Raw genomic sequence first — 20679 nt, 5'->3', positions numbered from 1 at the left:
TGAAGCAACCCTTGCGGAAGGCGCTCTGATCCGTCAGGGATCGGGACTGTCGGGGGAGGACGTCGCGCATGCCAGTCGATGAACACGCCTTGTTCGGTGGGGCGCTGGCCTTCATGTGCGCCGCCGTCATCGCGGTCCTCGTCGCCAAGCGCATCGGCTTCTCACCCATCGTCGGTTACCTGCTGGTCGGCATCGCCATCGGCCCCATCGGGTTCAATGTGGCCGACCCCTCGGTGGTGCACACCGTCGCCGAGCTGGGCGTGGTCATGCTCCTGTTCCTTGTCGGGCTGGAGCTGAAGCCGTCCCACCTCCTCTCCATGGGGCACTACATCTTCGGGCTGGGCACGGCGCAGCTGGTGCTCACCTCGCTGGCGTTCGCGCTGCTGGCCTATTTCGGCCTCGGCTTCGGCGTGGCGGCGGCGGTGGTCTCCGGCCTCGCGCTGTCGGTGTCGGGTACCGCCATCGCGCTGCAGCTCGTGGGCGAGCGCGGCGACCTCGGCAGTCCCTACGGGCAGCGCACCTTCTCCATTCTTCTGTTCCAGGACATCGCGGTGGTGCCGCTGCTGGCGCTGGTGCCGCTGCTCGCCCCCGGCAGCGAGACCGAGATCCACGATCCGAAGGCCACGCTGATGCAGGCGGGCATGGCGGTGGGCGCCATCGCCGTCATCGTCGTGGCCGGCCGCTACCTGCTCAATCCCCTGTTCCGGGTGCTGGCCCGTTCCGGCGCGCGCGAGGCGATGACGGCGGCCGCGCTGATGGTGGTGCTCGGTGCCGCCGGCCTGATGGAAATCGCCGGCATGTCGGCGGCCATGGGCGCGTTCCTCGCCGGCCTCCTGCTCTCGGAAAGCACCTTCCGGCACGAACTCGAAGCCAATGTGGATGCCTTCCGCGGCCTGCTGCTCGCCATCTTCTTCATGAGCATCGGCATGACGCTGAACATCGACGTGATCCTCCACCACATCCCGCGCCTCGTGGTGGGCGCGCTGGCGGTGGCGGTCATCAAGTCGGTGGTGGTCTATCTGGTGTTCCGGGCCGACAACATCGCCCCCGGTGATTCCCTGCGGGCCTCGGTGGCGCTGATGGCGGCGGGCGAATTCGCCTTCGTGCTGTTCCCCCTGGGCCTCGCCAACAACATCCTGCGCACCGAGCAGACGGACCTGCTCATCGCCCTCGCGGCGCTCACCATGGTGCTCGGCCCCCTGCTGTTCGCCGGCGTCTCGCGCTTCCTGCCGCGCTTCACCCCGCCGGCGCCGGAGCCGCCCGCCGACGACTTCACCGATGCCGACGGCTCGGTGCTGGTGATCGGCTTCGGCCGGTTCGGGCAGATCGTGTCCCAGTGCCTTCTGGCGCAGGACGTGAGCGTGACGATCATCGACAAGGACGTGGAGATGATCCAGAGCGCCGGCCGGTTCGGCGTGCACATCTATTATGGCGACGGCACAAGGCTCGACGTGCTGCGCGCCGCGGGGGCGGAGACCATGGAGGTCATCTGCATCTGCGTGGACAACAAGGAAGACGCCAACCGCATCGTCGAGATCGTGCGCACCTCCATCCAGGGACCGCGCCTGTTCGTGCGCAGCTTCGATCGCGTGCATTCCATGGAGCTGGTGCGGCTCGGCGTGGATTTCGAACTGCGCGAGACCCTCGAATCGGCCCTCTCCTTCGGCGCCCGCACCCTGGAGGCGCTGGGCGTGAGCGAGAGCGCCGCCGAAGCCCGCATCGCCGACGTGCGCGAGCGCGACCGCGCCCGGCTGGAGCGGCAGATGCAGGACGGCCTGTTCGCCGGTGCCGATCCCTTCACCCGTCCCAAGGTGGAGCCCGAGCCCCTCACCGAACCCGAACACCGCGCCCGTCCGCTCAACCCCGAGGCGCAGGACATCCTCACCCACGAGACCGAATTCTCGGGGTGATCGGTTCGGGGGCGCGCCACTTGTCCCAGCTGACCGCCCTCGCGCCCGGGACGCATGGAGCGAAAGCAGACTGCGAGCCGGGGCCCGGCGCAAAAGACGGCCGCAGGCGCTTCCGAACGTCAGCGCTCTCAGGCATTACCCGCTGCGCGGAAGTCGTGCGCTGCCCCCGGATCGGCGCTCCACCTGCGCCGTCGCTTGTCCGGGGAGACCGGCGCCCGGTACCGTCATCCGCGCTGGAAGCATCGCTTCCACCATCCCCTGTCAATTCCCGTAACGGAACCGAACCATTTCGTGATTTCGGCAGGACGATGGCGTAAGCTTGCTGCCAAGATTTCGGGCAGAAGCCGGAGCGGGACGCCTTCTCCCCTCGCACGCCCGCGATCCGACGGAGTTCGCGTATGGATCAGTTCGTGGAGATGCTGCGCGCGGCCCAGGGCGGGCAGGCGATGGAGAATATCGGCCGCATGTACGGCCTTTCCGCGCAGCAGGCCCAGCAGGTGGCCGAGGCGGTGATGCCCGCCTTCGGGGAGGCGTTCAAGCAGGCCTCGCAATCTCCCGAATCCCTTGCCGCGTTGATGACGCTGATGACGAGCGGCCCCTATGGCGCCTTCTATTCGCAGCCCGCGCCCCCCGCCGAGCTGACCCGCGCCGGCTCCGAGGCGCTTGATACCGTGTTCGGCTCGTCCGAGGTCAGCCGCGCCGTGGCCGCGCACGTCGCCTCCTCCACCGGCCTCGGCATGGCCATGGTGAAGCAGGTGATGCCAACCTACGCCACCCTGGTGGTGGGTGGCCTCGCCAAGTCGCTCGCCGCCTCCGGCGCGTTGCAGCAGATGCTGGCCGCCATGCTCAGCCGGATGCCGGGGCAGACCGAGCAGAAGATCGCGCCCATCTCCTCGGGCAATCCGTGGATCGACGCCTTCCTCGCCTTCACCAGCACCGCCACCGAACAGGGCGGCCGGTCCTACAGCACGGGCAATCCGTGGGCGGATGCCTATGCCCAGATGATGTTCCAGCGCGCCGCCCCGGCCCCAGCGCCCCAGCGCAATCCGGCCAACGCATGGCAGGACGTGGTGAATGCCATGTCCAAGACCATGATGCAGGCCGGCGTGCCGCCCACCCGCGAGAAGCCGCCGGAGCCGCCGCCCGCGCCGCTGCTGCCGTTCCAGAACTTCTTCGCGCAGATGTTCGCCCAGGGCTTCCCGCCGCCCTTCCCGCCGCCGGCCCAGCCCGGCGCGCCCGATGCGAGCCGGCAGGCTTATGCGGTGCCGGAATTCTGGCTCAACATCATGCGCTCGGCCGCAGCGTCCATGGCGGCCGCCACCCAGAGCATGAATGCGGTCACCCAGAACGGGCAGACTGTGCAGGAAGCCGAGACCCTCCCCCCCGACCGCCCCCGCCTCGGCCGCGCTGATGGCGACAAGCCCGCGGCGGACCGGTTCTCCGGCGGCAAGTGATTGAGCCCAATGAATTGATGGCCAGAAAAAAATCGACCCGCGCCGGTTGCGGACGGCGCGGGTCGAGGCACGGCGGAGTCGAGGGGCGCTTCCGCCGGATTCCTGTATTCAGTCGGCCGGATAGCCGCGCCAGGCGGCGAGCCGCGCCGCAGCCCGGCGCTCCTTGGCGCGTACCACCAGAAGCTGGGTCGGGTCCTCGAACAGCGGCGCGGAGACGGCATCGCGCACATCCGCCCGCGTCACCCCGATATCGCGCAGCATGTGGTCATCGAGATGGGCGATCTCGGCCATCACCTGCCGTCGCTCCATGACGCGGCCGATGGTCTTCACCTGACGCAGGCCCTTGACGGCGGCGCCGACGGCCGAGAGGCACAAGGCGGCGACCAGCTCGCCCGCGGGGGCGAAGGGGGTCCTGCGGGTTTCACCATGGTACGTCATCATCATCTCCGTTGCCTGGATGCGCTTCGCCGACCCTCCTTTCCGGGGCCGTGATGGTCTGAATACACCCGGCATGTACTGAACGGGCCTGAAACTGGCCCTGACACCCCGGTGAAACCACCCGATTTCGCGCCGCATCCAATCGGCAGGACCTTTCTGGATGCTTCGCACAAATCACGCTAGCGAATGTTTTTCATCTCTCGTATCGTTTTGTGTGATGATTGCGGCGACGGGGCGGCCGGCCCATGCGGCTGGCGCAGGGCTGCCCCACAGGAGCGCGACGATGACGGCCATGCTCGACCCCGACCAGCTGAGAACCTTTGTGGCCATTGCCGAAACCGGCAGTTTCACCAAGGCGGCGGAGGTGGTCCACAAGACCCAGTCGGCGGTCTCCATGCAGATGAAGCGGCTGGAAGAGCGGGTCGACCGCCCCATATTCGTCCGCGACGGCCGCGCCTCCCGCCTCACCGAAGACGGCGAACGCCTCCTCGACTATGCCCGGCGCATCGTGAAGCTGAACATGGAGGCCGTCTCCAGCTTCGCCGACGCCGAGCTTTCGGGGCGGGTTTGCCTCGGGGTGCCGGACGACTACGCCGACCGCTATCTACCTGATATCATGGCGCGATTTTCGCGCACGCATCCGTCCGTCGAGCTCACGGTGATCTGCGAGCCGACCGCCGAGCTGGTGCAATACATCGCCTCCGGCACCATCGATCTCGCCATCATCACCGCCACCGAGATCACCTCGCGCAACGCCCATGTGATCCGCCGCGAGCGCCTGCTGTGGGTCTCGTCCGCCCGCCATGCGGCGCATCTGGAAACCCCGGTGCCGCTGGCTTTGGGGCGGCCCACCTGCCAGTGGCGGGAGATCGCCGTGTCGCGGCTGGCCGGCGCCGGGCGCGGACACCGCATCCTCTACACCAGCCCCAATTGCGGCGCCGTGGTCGCGGCGGTTCTCTCCGGTCTCGCGGTGTCCGTGCTGCCGGAATCGGCGTTGCGCACCGGCATGCGCGTGCTCGGCGCGTCAGAGGGCTACCCTCCCCTACCCCCTTGCGATATCGGGCTTTTGCGCAATCGCCACGAGCCTTCCGCGCTGGCCGATGCGCTCGCCCAGCACATCGTACAGGGCCTCGACAACCTCACCGAAGTGGACGCGGCGGAGTAGGTCTGCGCGTCCCGTCACACCGTCTCGGCGTAGCGCTCGTAGGCGTCCTCGACCGTGAGGATATGCGAGCGCATGGCCTGCGCCGCCTCCGCCTTGTCCCCCCGCAGGATGGCCGTCACCACCCGGTCGTGCTCCTCATAGGAGCGGGCCAGGCGGCCGAGGGTGCGGAACTGCGCGCGGCGGAACGGCTGCAGGCGGGCGCGGGTCGCGAGCGTCAGTTCGGTCAGGTAGTCGTTGTGGCTGCCGGCATAGAGCGTTGTGTGGAAACGCTCGTTCAAGACCGTGTAACTGCCCTCGTCACCCCGCCGGGTGAGGTCGGCCAGCTCGGCATGGATGGATTCGAGCCCCGCCCGTTCAGCCGGCGTCATGTTCACCGCGCACAGGCCGGCGCACAAGGCTTCCAGCTCCGCCATCACGTCAAACATGCCGCGCAGACGATCGAGGGAAGGTTGCGCCACCAAAGCGCTGCGATGGGGGCGCGCCTCCACGAGGCCAGACGCGGCAAGGTCGCGCAACGCCTCCCGCACCGGCGTGCGGGATACGCCGTAACGCTTTGCGATATCGACCTCTTCCAGCGCCGTGCCGGGGGCGAGGCGGCCGCGCACGATGTCGTCGGCGATCTGCAGACGCAGTTCCTCGGTGCGCGTCACGGGGCGACCGACCGTCCGGCGCTTGCGCACGCGCGGGTTCGGGGCCGACGTCTTCATGGTGGGTGGCGCGAACAGGGTCATGTGCAGGATTTTACCGGGATTCCCGCCTGCGGCGAAATCCGTGAAACGTCGCAAGTCGATGGCAAGTCACGCTCCGGCAAGTCATGCCGTCGGCTCGTCGATCATGGAGACGTGGGCGGCCACCACACGCCAGCCTTGCGAGGTCCGCACCCAGGTCTGCTGCTGGCGCCCCACCTTGCCCAGCGCGTTGTCGCGGTAGAACAGGGTGGATGCCACGGCGAAGTCCCGGCCGTACGTGGTGATGACCGTCTGCGCCAGGTTGCGCGCGAGGCCCACCGGCGAGCGGGCACGGCGGAAGGCGCGGATGGCATCCATGCCGTAGAGGTTCTCGCCGCCGCCAAAGCGGATGGTGCGCGGATCGTCGCGAAACAGAGCCTCCAGCGTCTCCACATCGTTGCCGACGAGCGCGGCCTCGTAAGCCGCGAACGCCTCTTCGACCTCGGCCTTCACCTCGGGAATGTCGATATCCAACAGGTCCTCCTTCAAAAGGCTGCCGCGGGGGCGGCGGCGACGCCCTGCCGCTCCAGCTCCGCGGCCACGCGCAATGCCATGTCCTCCCGCCACGGGGGGGCGATCACCTGAACGGCGACGGGCAATTCGGGTGTGTCACCCACATCCACCCGCACCGGCACGGCCAACACGGGCAGGCCGATGAAGGAAATGGGCTGGGTGAACAGGCCGAGATTCGGCCGCACCAGCATCTCCTCGCCATCGAGCACGAAGGTCTTCTGCCCCAGCTTCGGCGCCCGGCAGGGCGTGGCGGGGGCGAGGAGCACGTCGTGAGTCTCGAACTGCTTCAGCATCTCACCCCGGAAGTGCCGGCGGAAGCGCTGGGCGGCATCGACCCACGAGGCGGGAATGGCGAGGCCGGCCAGCAACCGGTCGCGCACGGCGGGATCGAAATCCTCCGCCCGCACGGCGAGGCGCCGGGCGTGGAGGCTCGCCCCCTCGGCCGCGGTGATGATGTAGGCCGAGGCCCGGGCGCGGGCGGCGTCGGGAATGTCCACCGTATCTTGTGCGCCGAGCGCGGCGGCGACCGCATCCACGGCGGCGAACGCTTCCGGATGCGCCCTGGCGCGGAACCAGCCGCCGGCGATGGCGATGCGCAGCCCGCCGATCCCCTTCCCGATCAACCCGGCCACGGGCTCGCATGGTCGCGGCGCCTGGCCGGGATCGCGCGCGTCCTCGCCCTGCATGGCGTCATAGGAGAGCGCGAGATCGGCCACCGAGCGGGCGAGCGGCCCGAGGTGGTCCAGAGCCGTCACGAAGGGAAAGCTGCCGCCCCGCCCCAGCCGGCCATAGGTGGGCTTCAGCCCGAACGTCCCGCACAGGGAGGACGGCACGCGGATGGAACCGTTGGTGTCGGAGCCGAGCGCGAGCGGCACCATGGCCGCCGCCACCGCCGCCCCGGAGCCACCGGAGGAGCCCCCCGACATGCGGGTGAGGTCGTGTGGGTTGCGCGAGGACCCGTCGTGGACGTTCTCGCCGGTGAAGTCATAGGCGTATTCGCCCATGTTGAGCCCGCCGACGAGGACGGCGCCGGCCGCCTCCAGTTTCCCCACCAGAAAGGCATCTTGGGGGGACGGCGCACGCCCCCGGTTGATCTTGGAGCCTGCGCGGGTGGGCAGGCCGGCGATATCGAACAGGTTCTTCACCGCGAACGGCACGCCGGCGAGCGGGCCCAGCGGTTTGCCGGCGGCGCGGGCGGCGTCGATCCCGTCCGCCTGGGCGCGGGCGCGCTCCGCCGTGAGATCGGTGAATGCGTTGATGGCCGGATCAAGTGCCGCAATGCGGGCCAGCGTCGCCTCGATGACGGCGCGGGCGGTGACGGTGCCGGAAGCAACAGCCGCTGCGATTTCGGCGGCAGTCGCGCCGGCGAGGCGGGTGGCGTCGGGAACGGGGACGGGCGCGTTCATCACCACCTCACGGACGATAGACGGGGGCCGGCTCCTCGGCGTCGCCGAGGTCGAGGCTGCGCACCAGAGTCGCTGCATCGGCAATGCTGCGCAGATAGGCAAGCGCCTCCGTGCGCCATTCGGGGCGCGCGGTGATGCCGTGGGCGGAGAGCGCCCCGTCGAGAAGTTGCACGAGGGCGGCATCCTCGACCTTGGGCAGGGTGGTTTCGCTGGCCATGGTTTGCCTCAGACCGGGGGATGGGGAATGGCGGCGATCAGTTCGCGGGTATAGGCGTCCTTGGGTGCTTCCAGAACCGCCTGCGCGGTGCCCTCCTCCACGATCCGGCCTTGCCGCATCACGATCACCCGGTCGCACAGAAGGCCCACCACATGGAGGTCGTGGGAGACGAAGAGATAACTCATGCCGAGCCGCTGCTTCAGCTCCTCCAGCAGGTTCAGGACCACGGCCTGCACCGACACGTCCAGCGCCGCCGTCGGCTCGTCGAGGATGACGAGATCGGGATCGAGCGCGATGGCGCGGGCGATGCCGATGCGCGCCTTCTGGCCGCCGGAAAGCTGGTGCGGGAAACGCTCCAGCAGGTTCTGCGGCAGGCCCACCATCTCGGCGAGTTCCGCCACGCGGGCATTGAGTTTCGCGCCGCCGGAATAACCGCCCATGCGCAGCAGCGGATCGGCAATGGCCCGGGAGGCCGTGTAGCGGGGATTAAGGCTCTCGGTCGGGTCCTGGAACACCATCTGGATGCGCTTGCGCATGGGGTGGTGGGCGAAGTCCTTGGCCGGGATGGCGCCGATGTCCGCGCCGGCGAAGGTGATCTTGCCCGCCGTGGGATCGATGAGGCGCATCACCATGGTGGATGTGGTGGACTTGCCGCAGCCGCTTTCGCCCACGAGGCCGACGCTCTCGCCGCGCTTCACCTCGAAGGAGATGCCGTCCACGGCACGGAAGATGGTCTCCTTCGGCGTCAGGGGCTTGCCCTTGAGCTTGGCGAGGAAGGCCGAGGGGGCGCCCTGGCGGGGATATTCCCGGACAAGGTTCTCGACGGTGAGCAGAGGCTCGCCGGCCGAGGCCACGGGTGTCGACACCGTCGACGCGGCGGCCGGCGCCTCGCCCTCCGGGAGAAGGTCCTTCAGCGTGATGCCCGGGCGGGGCGTAGCACGCATGAGCTTGCGGGTGTAGGGGTGCTGGGGATCACGGAAGATGCGCTCGGCGGGCGCGGTCTCCACCACCTTGCCCTTCTCCATCACCATCACCGTATCGCAATAGGCGGCGGCGAGGCCGAGGTCGTGGGTGATGAGGATGGTGGACATGCCGCGCTCGCGCGTCAGCTCCGTCACGAGGTCCATCACCGCCTTCTGGGTGGTCACGTCGAGGCCGGTGGTGGGCTCGTCCGCGATCATCAGCTGCGGCCGGCAGGCGAGCGCGAGCGCGATGACGATGCGCTGGCACATACCGCCGGACAGCTCGAACGGATAGGCGTGGTAGCGGTCTTCCGGCCGGGCGATGCGCACCTGCTTGAGGATGTCGATGACCTTGTGCTTCACATTGCGCGGGTCGGCTTGGACATGCTGGAGCAGCACGTCGCCGATCTGCGCGCCCACGGTGCGGATGGGGTTCAGCGCCGCCCGCGGGTTCTGGAAGATCATCGACATTTCGCGGCCGCGCAGGTCGCGCATCTCGCTCTCGGGCGCATGGGCGACATCGATGCCGGAGAAGGTGATGGAGCCTTCCGCGATGCGCCCGGCGCGGTCGAGGATACGCATCACCGTGTAGGAGGTGACGGACTTCCCCGAGCCCGATTCCCCCACGATGCCCAGCGTCTCGCCCTTGTTCAGTGTCAGGTCCACCTTGCTCACCGCCGTGACGATGCCGCGGCGGGTGGCGAACTCGACGGTCAGGTCGCGCACCTCCAGCAGGGGGCCGCTCGGCGCTTCGGAAGACTTGGCGGCGTGTTCCTTCACATCCACGATCCCATGCATGGCGGCCTCCATCAGGTGCGGCGCTGGGGATCGACGATGTCGCGCAGACCGTCGCCCAGGAGGTTGAAGCAGAAGACCGCGAACATGAGCGCGAGGCCGGGGAACAGCGCGATCCACCATTCGCCGGAGACGATGTAGGCCGAGCCCTCGGCCACCATGATGCCCCACTCGGGGGTCGGCGGACGCACGCCGAGACCGATGAAGGAGAGGCCGGCAGCGTTCAGGATGGCGTAGCCCATGGTGAGCGACATCTGCACCATCATGATCGGCAGGATGTTCGGCAGGATGGTCGTCAGCAGGATGCGCCATTCCGAATTGCCGGTCAGCCGCGCCGCCTGCACATAGCCGGCATTGCGGCGGATGGTGGCTTCCGACTTCGCCACGCGCACATAGAGCGGGAAGTTGATGATGGCGGTGGCGATGACGATGTTCGTCACCGTATTGCCCAGCGCCGCAACGATGCCCATGGCCAGCACGAACAGCGGGAAGGCCATGATGGTGTCGGAGATGCGGCCGATGATCCGGTCCGTCCAGCCGCCGAAGAAGCCGGAGGCGATGCCGGCGATGCCGCCGACCGCGAACACCAGCGCCACCGAGAAGATGGCGATGGCCATGTCCAGCCGGCTCGCCACCACCACGCGGGAGAAGATGTCACGCCCCAGATTGTCGGTGCCGAACCAGTGCGCGAAGGAGGGCGGCTGCAGCGCCGCCGCGGTGTCGCTGGCAAGCGGATCGTAGGGCACGATGAACGGCCCGAGCGCCGCGCAGACCACCAGCACCAGAAACATGCAGAAGGCGATGCCGGTGACGGGATTGTCGGAGACGACATAGCGGGCGTGGGCGAGCGTCGCGGAAAGGCCGCCCGGGGCCTTCTGGGTGTCGGCCGTTGCGAGGGTCATGCTTCGCTCCGCGCGCGGGGATCGATGATGCCGTAGGCAAGGTCGATCAGGAGGTTGAGAACAACGTAGAGGATCGCCATCGCGAGCACGAAGCCCTGCACCGGCGCATAGTCCGAGGTGATGAGCGCCTCGACCGCGTAGGAGCCGATGCCCGGCCAGGCGAACACCTTCTCCACCAGCACGTTGGCGCCGAGTAGGAAGGAGAACACCATGCCCAGCGTCGTCACCACCGGCAGCATGGCATTGCGGAAGGCGTAGGTGATGATGACGGTGTAGTCCGTCAGCCCCGCCGCCTTCGCCGTGCGCACGAATTCCGAGGAGAGCACCGCCAGCATGGAGGCGCGGGTCATGCGGGCGATGGGGGCGAGGGCGAAAATGGCCAAGGTGATGGCGGGCACAGCCAGTTGCGCCAATGCCGCGCGGAAGGTCTCGAGATCCCGAGCGATCAGGCTGTCGATGAGATAGAAGCCCGTCACCGTCTCCGGCGCCGAATAGAACACATCAAGCCGCCCGAGCGGCGCCGGCGCCCAGCCCAGCTTGAAGTAAAAGACATAGACCAGCAGAAGCCCGGTGAAGAACACCGGCAGCGAGACGCCGGCCGTCGTGATGATGCGGCAGGCGTGATCGACCCAGGACCCCTGCCGCACCGCCGCCACGATGCCGAACGGCACGGCGATCACCAGCGCCAGCACAAGTCCCGCCAGCGTCAATTCGGCGGAGGCGGGCAGGCGCGCCGCGATCTCGGTGGCGACGGGCTGGCCGGTGGAGAGCGACGAGCCGAGGTCGCCTTTGGCGAGCGCGGAGACATAGTCGGCGAACTGCGCCGGCAAGGGCTTGTCGAGGCCGAGCTTGGCGCGGATTTCGGCGATGGCCTGCGGCGTCGCGGCAGGTCCCGCGAAATAGGCCGCGGTGTCGCCCGGCAGCACGCGCGTAAGGAGAAAGGTGACGATCACAACGCCGATCAGGCTGGGCACGGCTGTGGCGAGACGACTGCCTAGGAGCTTCAGCATGGTGATATCCCTGTGTGCGAACCGGGCTGCGGGGCATCGGGCGCCGTAGCCGCATTCTCGTCGTCCGGCGGGACGCGCCGGCATGGGTGAGGGGTGGCACCGATGCCGGCATCCGGGCCGAAACCCGGGCGCCGGATTCCGCCCCCGGCACCACCCCTCACGCCGCTTCCTCCTCACGGGGGAAGAGGAAAATCAGCCCTTCTGGAAGGCGCGATAGTCCAGCCGGCGGTGGAACCAGTATTCGTAGCCGGTGATGTTCTTCTGCATCGCGACGTTGACGAACGGCTGATAGAGCGGGATGCGCGGCACGTCAGCGAAGGCGAGATCCACCATGCCCTTCACGTCCGTGTCGTAGGCCGCCTTGTCGCCATTCGCCGCCGCCGCACGGGCGCCGTCGATGAAGGTGTCCATAGCCGCCGACTGGTAGCTCATGGTGTTGAAGACCGAATTGGAGCCGTGATAGCACCAGAAAAAGAAGTATTCCGGGTAGTCGAGCCAGCCTGAGAACACGTTGGTGTAGAGCGGAAGAACCTTCTTGTTCAGCTCCGTGCGCCAATTGGCGCCGGGGATCTTGTTGATGGTGGTCTTGATGCCGATCTGCGCCAGGTTTTCCTGCAGCAGCACGCAGATGGGCTCATTGACGCCGGCAAAGCCGAGATCGAAGGAGAGCGTCGTGTCGATGCCGCCGGCATAGCCCGCCTCGGCCATCAGCTGCTTGGCCTTGGCAAGGTCGGTCTTGAACTTGGTGGGCTGCGGCCAGGCCACCTTGGTGGCCGCATCGGCCGGCGCGCCGAACATGGGCTTGCCGAGTCCGTAGAGCACCGCCTCCATGATCTTGTCATAGGGGATGGCGTAGGCGACCGCCTCACGGACCTTCGGATTGTCGAAGGGCGGGTTCTTCACGTTCATGCCGATGTATTGCACGCCGTTGGAATACGGCACCGACGTGATGTTGAGCTTGCCGGCCTGCTTCAGCTCCACGAAGTCCTTGTTGGGCAGGTCGTAGGAGATGTCCGCGTCGCCGCGCTCCAGCAGCGCCCGGCGGTTGCCGGCGGAGGGCACCATGCGCCAGATCACGCGCTTGATCTTGGGCAGCGGGCCGCCCTTCCAGTCGTCGAAGCGCTCGAAGATGACCTCGGTGCCGGGCGTCCACTTGGTGACGCGATAGGCGCCGGAGCCGGCCGTGTTCTGCTTGGTGTATTCGAGACCCCAGGGGTCCTTCTCGGTGACGTTCTTCTTCACCAGCTCGGAATTGATGACGCACGGTACGATGACGGCGAGGTCGGGGATGGTCAGGCGATCCTTGCGCAGGAAGTCCACGCGCACGGTGTGGTCGTCCACCACCACGAACTGCTCGGGCTTCTCCAGCGAGCCGGCCTTCATCTGGAAGGTGGGGAAGCCACCCACGGAGACGGCGCGATCCAGCGACCACTTCACGTCCTTGGCGGTGACGGGGCTGCCGTCCTGGAAGGTCGCGTTCTTCTTCAGCTTGAAGGTGACGGACATGTCGCCGATGTTCATGTCCTCGGCAAGCTCGCCCTTGAGCTTGTCGCGGTCGTAGTAGCGCACGCCGTCCTTCTCGGTCATCTCGTGGGTGATGAGCCGGTCGTAGGTGTTCCAGCTCGCCTCGTAGCCGGGCACGTTGGTGCCGACACCGTGAATGTCGAGATTGTTGGGACCGCTCTCGGAGACGATCAGCAGCGTTTCGTTCCGGGCCTGCGCCTTCGCCGGGGAAAATACCGCCGGGGCGGCAACGCCCGTGCCGGTAGCAACGGCAGTGGCTGAGGCGGACTTCATGAATTCGCGGCGGTTCATCGGCGACGTCCCTGTGGTGGCGGTCGCCAAATGCCATTCAAGCCGCGTGCCAATTGCATACAGTTTTTGAAAGTTCATTACTTATTAGACACTTATATCAAACAAGTACCCTGCGGCCCTGCGGGTCAACCTACGTCTATGACCATAATTTAATCAACTGCATGCGCATTGTATGCAATTCAATGCGCAACGCTTCGGCAAGGCTTGCCCAGCGAGGCGCCATGCCGCCATCGCGCAGAGATCAGGAGGGCTGCACTTCGGAGGGGGCCGGCGCCGCAGCGGCACGCTCGGCCTTCCACGCCTTCATCTGGCGCCTGTAGCGCAGGGTCGAGACAGGCAGGAGAGCCAGATACAGCATGGTGCAGACCGAAAGCACCACCCATGGATAGCTCGCCAGCAGCGCGAAATAGATCGCCACCGCCACGAACAGCGGCAGCACCATGTCCCGCCGCACCCGCCGCCCCAGCGTCTTGCCGGACCAGGCCGGAACCGTGGAGATCATGAGGAAGGCGATGGCAAGGCAATAGACGAGGGCGATGATGGCGCTCACCCGCCCGTGCGGCAGGCCGATCAGCTCCAGATAGATCGGCAGCAGCACCGTAATGGCGCCCGCCGGGGCCGGAATGCCGGTGAAATAGTCGCCGGCGAAGGGCGGCTTGTTCGGGTCGTCCAGCATCACGTTGAAGCGCGCGAGGCGCAGGGCCGCGCAGATGGCATAGGCCAGCGCGGCGATCCAGCCGAACGAGCCGGCTTCGTTGAGGCCCCAGAAATAAAGCATCAGCGCCGGCACGCAGCCGAAATTCACGAAGTCGGCGAGGCTGTCCAGCTCCGCGCCGAAGCGCGAGGTGCCCTTCAGCGCACGCGCAAGGCGCCCGTCCACGCCATCGAGAATGGCGGCGAACACGATGGCCGCCAGCGCCAGTTCGATCCGCTCCTCGATGGCGAGCCGCACGGCGGTAAGGCCGGAGCACAGCGCGAGCAACGTCACAAGATTGGGCAGGAGCACGCGGATCGGCACCTTGCCGATGCTGCCGCCGAGACGCGGACGGGGCCGGCCTTCAGGATCGAACGGGGGAAAGGGGGTTTCCATCAGCTCACCCGATAGGCGGTCTCGCGCTGCTGCGGCTGGGAGAGATCGCACAGGACCGTCTCGCCCGCTACCGTCAACTGCCCTTCGCTGACCAGCACGCGCGAGCCCACGGGCAGATAGACGTCCACGCGAGAGCCGAAGCGGATCAGGCCGAAGCGCTCGCCGGAACCGATGGATTCGCCCTCCCGCACGAACGAGACGATGCGGCGCGCCACGAGGCCGGCGATCTGCACGCAACCCACCCGGCAGTAGGGCGTGGAGATGATGAGGCTGTTGCGCTCATTGTCCTCGCTCGCCTTGTCGAGGTCGGCGTTGAGGAAGAGGCCCGGCTTGTAGGCGATGCGCTCGATGCGCCCCGTCACCGGCGCGCGGTTCACGTGGACGTTGAACACGTTCATGAAGATGGAGACGCGCAGCAGCGGATCGTCGGAAAGGTCCAGCTCCCGCGGCGGCCGCGCCAGCCCCACCTGCGACACCCGCCCGTCGGCCGGCGCGATGACGAGCCCCTCGCGCACCGGCGTCACGCGCTCCGGATCGCGGAAGAACAGCGCCGTCCAGATGGCAAGGCCGAAGCCGATCATGCCGAAGAAGGTGGAGAACACGAACAGCACGAGCGCGATCACCACCGCGATGGCGATGAACGGATAGCCCTCCCGGTGGATCGGAACGAGGGTCTTGCGGATGCTGGCAATGATCGACAACAGGTGTCTCCACGGTCGCCCGGCAGGACGCCCCGGATGGCGCCGCACGGGCATAGACTGCGCACAGGTAGTCAGCCGCCGCCCCGCCGTCAAATGGCGGAACGCCGCTCTCCCTCAGGCCCGGGCCCGGCGGAAGGCACCCGGGCTCAGATCCGTCCACTTGCGGAACGCGCGATGGAAGGCGCTTGGCTCGGAAAAGCCAAGCTCCGCCGCGATCTCGCCCACGGGCCGGTCGGTGGCCCGCAGCAGATCCTCGGCCCGCAGCCGGCGCAGTTCGTCCTTGATGTCGCGATAGGCGGCCCCCTCCTCCGCCAGCCGCCGCCGCAGGGTGGAGGCCGGGAGGCGCAGCTGTCGGGCGAGTTCGTCGAAGGACGGCCACGCCGTGGCCGACTGCTCCCGGAGCCGGGCGCGGACACGGGCGGCTAGCCCTTCGTCGTGCCGGTAGCGCACGAGGATGTTGGCCGGCGCACCCCGCAGGAAGTCCCGCAGCGCCCGCTCGCTGCGGTGGGCCGGCAGCTTCAGGAAGGCCGCGTCGAAGGCGAGCCGGCTCTCCGGCGCGTCAAACCGCACGGGAGCGCCGAAGAACAGGCGATAGTCGGCTCCATGCTCCGGCGGACCGCAGCGGAAATCCACCTGCCGGATCGGAATGCGCCGGCCCACCAGCCAGCAGGTGATGCCATGAAGGATGATCCAGTAGGTGCGGTAGGCGAAGGCCGAGCGCGCGGCGCCCTTGTCCGAGAGCACGACCGACGCAAGGCCCTCCCCGACGACAAGCTCGCCGCTCGGGTCATCCAGCACCACCCGGAGGAACCGCAGCGCCCGCCGCAGCGCCTGTTCCAGCGTCTGCGCGCCCATGAGGGCATGGCAGAGCAGGGTGAAGCTGCCGCAACGCATGGGGCGGGCGGCGAGGCCGAAGAACTCGTCGTCCAGCGCCTCCGCGGCCGCGGTCCAAAGCGCCCCGTACTGTTCCGCGGAGACCGCCTCCGTCACCGGCAGCGCGAGCCCCGCCCGCGCCAGCACCGGGCCGGCGTCGATGCCCCGCGCCGTCAGGCAGCCCAGGGCATCTTCCACGAAAGTCCCGGATATCATGCGCCGTTCCAAGGCACGCTCCCGAATGGCAAAAACGCTCACCTGAATAGATCGCTAGCGTCATCGAATGTCACTCGGCTTTTCTGCTAGACGAGAGGCAACGGCCGCCAAAGCGGCGGCATGTCTCCCTGGGAGGGGCACCATGAAGATTGAAGGGCGCGTCTTTCTCGTCACCGGCGGCGGCTCGGGCCTGGGCGCGGCGGTGTCGCGAATGGTGGTGGACAATGGGGGCCGGGTCGTCCTCGTCGACATCAACGCCGATGCCGGTGCCGCCATGGCCGCCGAACTCGGCGACGCCGCCCGCTTCCAGCGCGCCGACGTCAGCAGCGAGGCCGATGGCAAGGCCGCCGTGCAGCTCGCCCTCGACAGCTTCGGCCATGTTCACGGTCTCGTGAACTGCGCCGGCGTCGCCCCCGGCGAGAAGGTGGTCGGCCGCGACGGCCCGCACCGGCTGGAAAGCTTCGTGCGCGGCATCACCGTCAACCTCATCGGCACCTTCAACATGCTCCGGCTCGCCGCCGACGCCATGGTGAAGGAGGCGCCGGACGCCGAGGGCGAGCGTGGCGTCATCGTCAACACCGCCTCCGTCGCCGCCTTCGATGGGCAGATCGGCCAGGCGGCCTATGCCGCCTCCAAGGGCGGTGTTGCAGCGCTCACCCTGCCGGTGGCGCGAGAGCTGGCGCGGTTCGGCATCCGCGTCGTCACCATCGCCCCCGGCATCTTCGAGACGCCGATGATGGCCGGCCTGCCGCAGGACGTGCAGGACAGCCTGGGCAAGAGCGTACCCTTCCCCTCGCGTCTCGGACGGCCGTCGGAATACGCCGCCCTCGTCAAGCACATCTGCGAGAACAACATGCTGAACGGCGAGGTCATCCGCCTCGACGGCGCGCTGCGGATGGCGCCGCGCTGAGCCCTTCCCGCTGACGACTTCCTCCCGCGACCGGAGATAAGACTCATGACGGCTTCCGACCCCATCGTCATCGTCGGCACCGCCCGCACGCCCATGGGCGGCTTTCAGGGCGACCTCAAGGATGTGGCCGCGCCCGCGCTCGGCTCCGCGGCCATCGGTGCCGCCCTCGCGCGCGCCGGCCTCGCGCCGGATCAGGTGGAGGAAGTGGTGTTCGGCTGCGTGCTGCCGGCGGGCCTCGGCCAGGCTCCGGCCCGCCAGGCCGCGCTCGGCGCGGGCCTTCCGCTCTCCACCAGCGCCACCACCGTCAACAAGATGTGCGGCTCGGGCATGAAGGCGGCCATGTTCGCCCACGACCTCCTCGCCGCCGGCTCCGCCTCCGTCGCGGTTGCAGGCGGCATGGAAAGCATGACCAACGCCCCATATTTGCTCGACCGCGCCCGCGGCGGCTACCGCATGGGGCACGGCAAGGTCATCGACCACATGTTCTTCGACGGGCTCGAGGATGCCTATGACAAGGGCCGCCTCATGGGCACCTTCGCCGAGGAATGCGCCGAGGCCTACCAGTTCACCCGCGAGGCGCAGGACGCCTTTGCCATCGCCTCCCTCACCAAGGCGCAGAAGGCCATGGCCGGGGGCGCCTTCGACAAGGAGATCACCCCCGTCACCGTGAAAGCCGGCAAGACCGAGCGCATTGTGACAGCAGACGAGCAGCCGCCCAAGGCGAAGCTGGACAAGATCCCGACGTTGAAGCCCGCCTTCCGCGACGGCGGCACGGTGACGGCGGCGAACTCCTCTTCCATCTCCGACGGCGCGGCGGCTCTCGTGCTCATGCGCCGCTCCGAAGCGGAGAAGCGTGGCCTGACGCCGCTCGCCGCCATCGTCGGCCATTCCACCCACGCCCAGGCGCCGAACCTCTTCACCACGGCCCCGATCGGCGCGGTGCAGAAGCTGGCCGGGAAGACCGGCTGGGATCTGAAGGACGTGGACCTGTTCGAGATCAACGAGGCGTTCGCCGTGGTGCCCATGGCCGCCATGCGCGATCTCGGTCTGCCAGAAGACAAGGTGAACGTCCACGGCGGCGCCTGTGCGCTGGGCCATCCCATCGGGGCTTCGGGCGCCCGGGTGATGGTGACGCTACTGGCTGCCCTGGAGCGCTACGGGCTCAAGCGTGGCATCGCCTCGCTCTGCATCGGCGGCGGCGAGGCGACGGCGGTCGCCATCGAGCGTCTGAGCTGAGGCAGAGGCCGCCAAGGAAACCTAACAACAAGAACCGGAGGAACCTGCCATGATCCTCACCGAAACCCAGGTTGCCATCCGCGACGCGGTACGCGCCTTCGCCTCCGAACGCCTCGCGCCCGGAGCGGCAGCGCGGGACAGGGAGCACCGCTTCCCCGGCGAGGAACTGAAGGAGCTGGGCGCCCTCGGCTTCCTTGGCATGCTGGTGCCGGAGGACCATGGCGGCTCCGCCACCGATCTCGCCTCCTATGCCCTTGCGCTGGAAGAGATCGCGGCGGCGGACGGCGCCTGCTCCACCATCGTCAGCGTGCATTCCTCCGTCGGCTGCATGCCCATCGTGAAGTTCGGCACGCAGGCGCAGAAGGAGCGCTACCTGCCCAAGCTGGCGAGCGGCGAATGGATCGGCGGCTTCGCCCTCACCGAGCCGCAGGCGGGATCGGACGCCGCAGCGCTGCGCACGCGCGCCCGGCGGGACGGCGACCATTATGTGCTCTCCGGCGCCAAGCAGTTCATCACCTCCGGCAAGAACGGCGATGTCATCATCGTCTTCGCCGTGACCGACCCGGACGCGGGCAAGAAGGGCATCTCCGCCTTCATCGTGCCCACCGACACGCCCGGCTACGAGGTGGTGCGGGTGGAGGAGAAGCTGGGCCAGCATTCCTCCGACACCTGCCAGCTCGCCTTCAACGACATGCGCCTTCCCGCCGACCTCCGGCTCGGGGCCGAGGGCGAGGGCCTGAAGATCGCGCTGTCCAATCTTGAAGGCGGGCGCATCGGCATCGCCTCGCAATGCGTGGGCATGGCGCGCGCCGCGTTCGAGGCGGCCCGGACCTATGCGAAAGAGCGCGTGACCTTCGGCAAGCCCATCATGGAGCATCAAGCCGTCGCCTTCCGCCTCGCCGACATGGCGACCCGCATCGAGGCGGCCCGTCAGATGGTGCTGCACGCCGCCGCCCTGCGCGAGGCCGGCCTGCCCTGCCTCACCGAGGCGTCCATGGCGAAGCTGTTCGCCTCGGAGACGGCGGAGCAGGTGTGTTCCGCAGCCATCCAGACCTTCGGCGGCTACGGCTATCTCGCGGACTTCCCGGTGGAACGCATCTATCGCGATGTGCGCGTGTGCCAGATCTATGAGGGCACCAGCGACGTTCAGCGCATCGTCATCGCGCGGGGGCTGTGATGGTGGAGGCCCCCTCCCCCGCCCCGCGCGGTCCCCTCGCCGGCATCCGCGTCGTCGATCTCTCCCGGCTCGCCCCCGGCCCCTATTGCACCATGCTGCTTGCGGATTTCGGGGCAGAGGTGATCGTGGTGGGCGGCGGACGGGCCGGCGTCGCCATCCCGGAATTCTCGCGCGGCAAGCGGCATATCTCCCTCGACCTGAAAGCACCCGCCGGCCGTTCCGCGCTCCATGCGCTGGTGAAGACCGCCGACGTGCTGGTGGAGGGCTTCCGCCCCGGCGTCGCCGACCGGATCGGCGCGGGATACGAGACGCTGGCGGCGCTCAACCCGCGCCTCGTCTACTGCTCGCTCACCGGCTTCGGGCAGGACGGCCCGCGCGCTCTGGAGGCGGGCCACGACATCACCTATCTCGCGCTGGCCGGCGTGCTCGGGTCCATGGGCCCGAAGGACGGGCCGCCCGAGGCACCGCTCAATCTCGTCGCGGATTTCGCCGGCGGCAGCCTGATCGCCGCGCTGGGCATCCTCGCCGCGGTGATCGAGGCGAAGAGCACCGGACAGGGCCAGAAGATCGACGCCGCCATGGTGGATGGAGCGCTCTCGCTGATGGCGATGCACTGGCCGCTGTGGAAGACGCCCCATTGGCCGGCACGGGGCGACGGGCTGCTGGGTGGCGGCGCGCCGTTCTATCGCTCTTACCGCTGCGCCGATGGCCGCTTCATCGCGGTGGGTGCGCTGGAGCGGGGCTTCTTTGAAGCACTGTGGCGACGTCTCGATCTCGGCGAACCGCCGGACCACATGCGACGCGACCTGTGGCCGGAAATCGAACGTACGCTGGAAGCGACCTTCGCGGGGCAATCGCGCGATCACTGGACCGCCCTGTTTACCGGCACGGACGCCTGCGTCGCGCCGATTCTGGCACCGGACGAGGTTTGGAGCGATCCCCACATCGCCGCGCGCCATCCGGACAGCGGGCCGAACCGCGTGCCCGCCGTCCCGCGCCTCTCGCGCACTCCAGCGCAGGCCCACCCGCTCGATCTTAGCGATTGCACGGAGCAGGTCCTGCGGGATGCCGGCCTCAGCGACGACGAGATCGCCGCCGCAGCCGCGCCGTCCGATCCGGCGGGTCGCTCCGGCCTCGACTGGCCGCCGGAGCTGCGCTGAC

General features: G+C 68.3%; 19 protein-coding genes. 7 read left to right on the top strand and 12 right to left on the bottom strand.

Annotated elements, in window-relative coordinates; translation table 11 throughout:
- The first annotated feature begins 68 nt into the window (after positions 1 to 68).
- Together XAN126_RS0110460 and XAN126_RS0110455 are read left to right on the top strand one after the other, a co-directional pair.
- Positions 69 to 1910 (top strand): monovalent cation:proton antiporter-2 (CPA2) family protein, encoded by a 1842-nt coding sequence (locus XAN126_RS0110460; protein ID WP_024278546.1) that lies wholly within the window; start codon positions 69 to 71, stop codon positions 1908 to 1910.
- A gap of 398 nt (positions 1911 to 2308) precedes the next feature.
- Entirely contained in the window at positions 2309 to 3364 is a 1056-nt protein-coding gene (locus XAN126_RS0110455) for a DUF937 domain-containing protein (RefSeq protein WP_024278545.1), read from the top strand.
- A 108-nt stretch (positions 3365 to 3472) separates the two neighbouring features.
- Here XAN126_RS0110455 and XAN126_RS0110450 read toward each other — a convergent pair whose 3' ends face one another.
- Positions 3473 to 3802 (bottom strand): DUF1127 domain-containing protein, encoded by a 330-nt coding sequence (locus tag XAN126_RS0110450; RefSeq protein WP_024278544.1) that lies wholly within the window; start codon positions 3800 to 3802, stop codon positions 3473 to 3475.
- Between the two features lie 283 nt (positions 3803 to 4085).
- On the opposite strand from XAN126_RS0110450, the gene XAN126_RS0110445 reads away from it, so the two are divergent.
- Positions 4086 to 4967 (top strand): LysR substrate-binding domain-containing protein, encoded by an 882-nt coding sequence (locus XAN126_RS0110445; RefSeq protein WP_024278543.1) that lies wholly within the window; start codon positions 4086 to 4088, stop codon positions 4965 to 4967.
- A gap of 14 nt (positions 4968 to 4981) precedes the next feature.
- Here XAN126_RS0110445 and XAN126_RS0110440 read toward each other — a convergent pair whose 3' ends face one another.
- From XAN126_RS0110440 to XAN126_RS0110390, 11 genes are all read right to left on the bottom strand, one after another.
- Positions 4982 to 5674, bottom strand: a complete 693-nt coding sequence (locus XAN126_RS0110440; protein WP_155982436.1) for a GntR family transcriptional regulator — start codon at positions 5672 to 5674, stop codon at positions 4982 to 4984.
- 105 nt (positions 5675 to 5779) lie between these two features.
- Positions 5780 to 6169, bottom strand: a complete 390-nt coding sequence (hpxZ, locus tag XAN126_RS0110435) for an oxalurate catabolism protein HpxZ (protein ID WP_024278541.1) — start codon at positions 6167 to 6169, stop codon at positions 5780 to 5782.
- Positions 6170 to 6180: 11 nt separating this feature from the next.
- Positions 6181 to 7614, bottom strand: a complete 1434-nt coding sequence (locus tag XAN126_RS0110430) for an AtzE family amidohydrolase (protein ID WP_024278540.1) — start codon at positions 7612 to 7614, stop codon at positions 6181 to 6183.
- Between the two features lie 7 nt (positions 7615 to 7621).
- The gene (locus XAN126_RS0110425; protein WP_024278539.1) at positions 7622 to 7831 is read right to left on the bottom strand and encodes an AtzG-like protein; all 210 of its coding nucleotides are present in this window, start codon (positions 7829 to 7831) and stop codon (positions 7622 to 7624) included.
- Positions 7832 to 7839: 8 nt separating this feature from the next.
- Positions 7840 to 9591 carry an ABC transporter ATP-binding protein gene (locus tag XAN126_RS0110420; RefSeq protein ID WP_051460832.1) on the bottom strand — a complete coding sequence of 584 codons (1752 nt, stop codon included), beginning with the start codon at positions 9589 to 9591 and terminating at the stop codon, positions 7840 to 7842.
- A gap of 11 nt (positions 9592 to 9602) precedes the next feature.
- Complete coding sequence (locus XAN126_RS0110415) at positions 9603 to 10490, bottom strand: ABC transporter permease (RefSeq protein ID WP_024278537.1); 888 nt, start codon at positions 10488 to 10490, stop codon at positions 9603 to 9605.
- Positions 10487 to 11500: an ABC transporter permease gene (locus XAN126_RS0110410; RefSeq protein WP_024278536.1), complete on the bottom strand. Its 1014-nt coding sequence runs from the start codon at positions 11498 to 11500 to the stop codon at positions 10487 to 10489. The genes XAN126_RS0110415 and XAN126_RS0110410 overlap by 4 nt, the downstream gene beginning before the upstream one ends.
- Before the next feature lie 192 nt (positions 11501 to 11692).
- Positions 11693 to 13315, bottom strand: a complete 1623-nt coding sequence (locus XAN126_RS0110405; RefSeq protein ID WP_024278535.1) for an ABC transporter substrate-binding protein — start codon at positions 13313 to 13315, stop codon at positions 11693 to 11695.
- A 241-nt stretch (positions 13316 to 13556) separates the two neighbouring features.
- Positions 13557 to 14405: a CDP-diacylglycerol--serine O-phosphatidyltransferase gene (gene pssA, locus XAN126_RS0110400; protein WP_024278534.1), complete on the bottom strand. Its 849-nt coding sequence runs from the start codon at positions 14403 to 14405 to the stop codon at positions 13557 to 13559.
- The gene (locus XAN126_RS0110395) at positions 14405 to 15106 is read right to left on the bottom strand and encodes a phosphatidylserine decarboxylase (protein WP_024278533.1); all 702 of its coding nucleotides are present in this window, start codon (positions 15104 to 15106) and stop codon (positions 14405 to 14407) included. Before XAN126_RS0110395 ends, pssA begins: the two co-directional genes overlap by 1 nt.
- Positions 15107 to 15220: 114 nt before the next feature.
- Positions 15221 to 16207 carry an AraC family transcriptional regulator gene (locus XAN126_RS0110390; RefSeq protein WP_024278532.1) on the bottom strand — a complete coding sequence of 329 codons (987 nt, stop codon included), beginning with the start codon at positions 16205 to 16207 and terminating at the stop codon, positions 15221 to 15223.
- Positions 16208 to 16337: 130 nt separating this feature from the next.
- On the opposite strand from XAN126_RS0110390, the gene XAN126_RS0110385 reads away from it, so the two are divergent.
- Genes XAN126_RS0110385 through XAN126_RS0110370 form a run of 4 tightly spaced genes read left to right on the top strand, consistent with a single transcriptional unit; the run spans position 16338 to position 20678 of the window.
- Positions 16338 to 17105 carry a 3-hydroxyacyl-CoA dehydrogenase gene (locus XAN126_RS0110385; RefSeq protein ID WP_024278531.1) on the top strand — a complete coding sequence of 256 codons (768 nt, stop codon included), beginning with the start codon at positions 16338 to 16340 and terminating at the stop codon, positions 17103 to 17105.
- A 45-nt stretch (positions 17106 to 17150) separates the two neighbouring features.
- The gene (locus tag XAN126_RS0110380; RefSeq protein ID WP_024278530.1) at positions 17151 to 18341 is read left to right on the top strand and encodes an acetyl-CoA C-acyltransferase; all 1191 of its coding nucleotides are present in this window, start codon (positions 17151 to 17153) and stop codon (positions 18339 to 18341) included.
- 49 nt (positions 18342 to 18390) lie between these two features.
- The gene (locus XAN126_RS0110375) at positions 18391 to 19518 is read left to right on the top strand and encodes an acyl-CoA dehydrogenase family protein (protein WP_024278529.1); all 1128 of its coding nucleotides are present in this window, start codon (positions 18391 to 18393) and stop codon (positions 19516 to 19518) included.
- On the top strand, positions 19518 to 20678 hold the full coding sequence (locus tag XAN126_RS0110370) for a CaiB/BaiF CoA-transferase family protein (RefSeq protein ID WP_024278528.1): 1161 nt from the start codon (positions 19518 to 19520) through the stop codon (positions 20676 to 20678). Before XAN126_RS0110375 ends, XAN126_RS0110370 begins: the two co-directional genes overlap by 1 nt.
- Position 20679 lies beyond the last annotated feature (1 nt).

It is taken from the genome of Xanthobacter sp. 126 (assembly GCF_000526175.1).
Lineage (GTDB): Bacteria > Pseudomonadota > Alphaproteobacteria > Rhizobiales > Xanthobacteraceae > Xanthobacter > Xanthobacter aminoxidans.
Note: the sequence above shows the minus strand (reverse complement) of the source record. Positions and strands in the feature narration are given on the sequence as shown.

What these genes read in the sequence shown, in the direction of transcription:
- XAN126_RS0110410 (WP_024278536.1), bottom strand. Translation starts at nt 11,500, where the DNA reads ATGCTGAAGCTCCTAGGCAGTCGTCTCGCCACAGCCGTGCCCAGCCTG.
- XAN126_RS0110440 (WP_155982436.1), bottom strand. Translation starts at nt 5,674, where the DNA reads ATGAAGACGTCGGCCCCGAACCCGCGCGTGCGCAAGCGCCGGACGGTC.
- XAN126_RS0110420 (WP_051460832.1), bottom strand. Translation starts at nt 9,591, where the DNA reads ATGCATGGGATCGTGGATGTGAAGGAACACGCCGCCAAGTCTTCCGAA.
- XAN126_RS0110370 (WP_024278528.1), top strand. Translation starts at nt 19,518, where the DNA reads ATGGTGGAGGCCCCCTCCCCCGCCCCGCGCGGTCCCCTCGCCGGCATC.
- XAN126_RS0110415 (WP_024278537.1), bottom strand. Translation starts at nt 10,490, where the DNA reads ATGACCCTCGCAACGGCCGACACCCAGAAGGCCCCGGGCGGCCTTTCC.
- XAN126_RS0110405 (WP_024278535.1), bottom strand. Translation starts at nt 13,315, where the DNA reads ATGAACCGCCGCGAATTCATGAAGTCCGCCTCAGCCACTGCCGTTGCT.
- XAN126_RS0110460 (WP_024278546.1), top strand. Translation starts at nt 69, where the DNA reads ATGCCAGTCGATGAACACGCCTTGTTCGGTGGGGCGCTGGCCTTCATG.
- pssA (WP_024278534.1), bottom strand. Translation starts at nt 14,405, where the DNA reads ATGGAAACCCCCTTTCCCCCGTTCGATCCTGAAGGCCGGCCCCGTCCG.
- XAN126_RS0110455 (WP_024278545.1), top strand. Translation starts at nt 2,309, where the DNA reads ATGGATCAGTTCGTGGAGATGCTGCGCGCGGCCCAGGGCGGGCAGGCG.
- XAN126_RS0110425 (WP_024278539.1), bottom strand. Translation starts at nt 7,831, where the DNA reads ATGGCCAGCGAAACCACCCTGCCCAAGGTCGAGGATGCCGCCCTCGTG.
- XAN126_RS0110430 (WP_024278540.1), bottom strand. Translation starts at nt 7,614, where the DNA reads ATGAACGCGCCCGTCCCCGTTCCCGACGCCACCCGCCTCGCCGGCGCG.
- XAN126_RS0110380 (WP_024278530.1), top strand. Translation starts at nt 17,151, where the DNA reads ATGACGGCTTCCGACCCCATCGTCATCGTCGGCACCGCCCGCACGCCC.
- XAN126_RS0110450 (WP_024278544.1), bottom strand. Translation starts at nt 3,802, where the DNA reads ATGACGTACCATGGTGAAACCCGCAGGACCCCCTTCGCCCCCGCGGGC.
- XAN126_RS0110385 (WP_024278531.1), top strand. Translation starts at nt 16,338, where the DNA reads ATGAAGATTGAAGGGCGCGTCTTTCTCGTCACCGGCGGCGGCTCGGGC.
- XAN126_RS0110375 (WP_024278529.1), top strand. Translation starts at nt 18,391, where the DNA reads ATGATCCTCACCGAAACCCAGGTTGCCATCCGCGACGCGGTACGCGCC.
- XAN126_RS0110445 (WP_024278543.1), top strand. Translation starts at nt 4,086, where the DNA reads ATGACGGCCATGCTCGACCCCGACCAGCTGAGAACCTTTGTGGCCATT.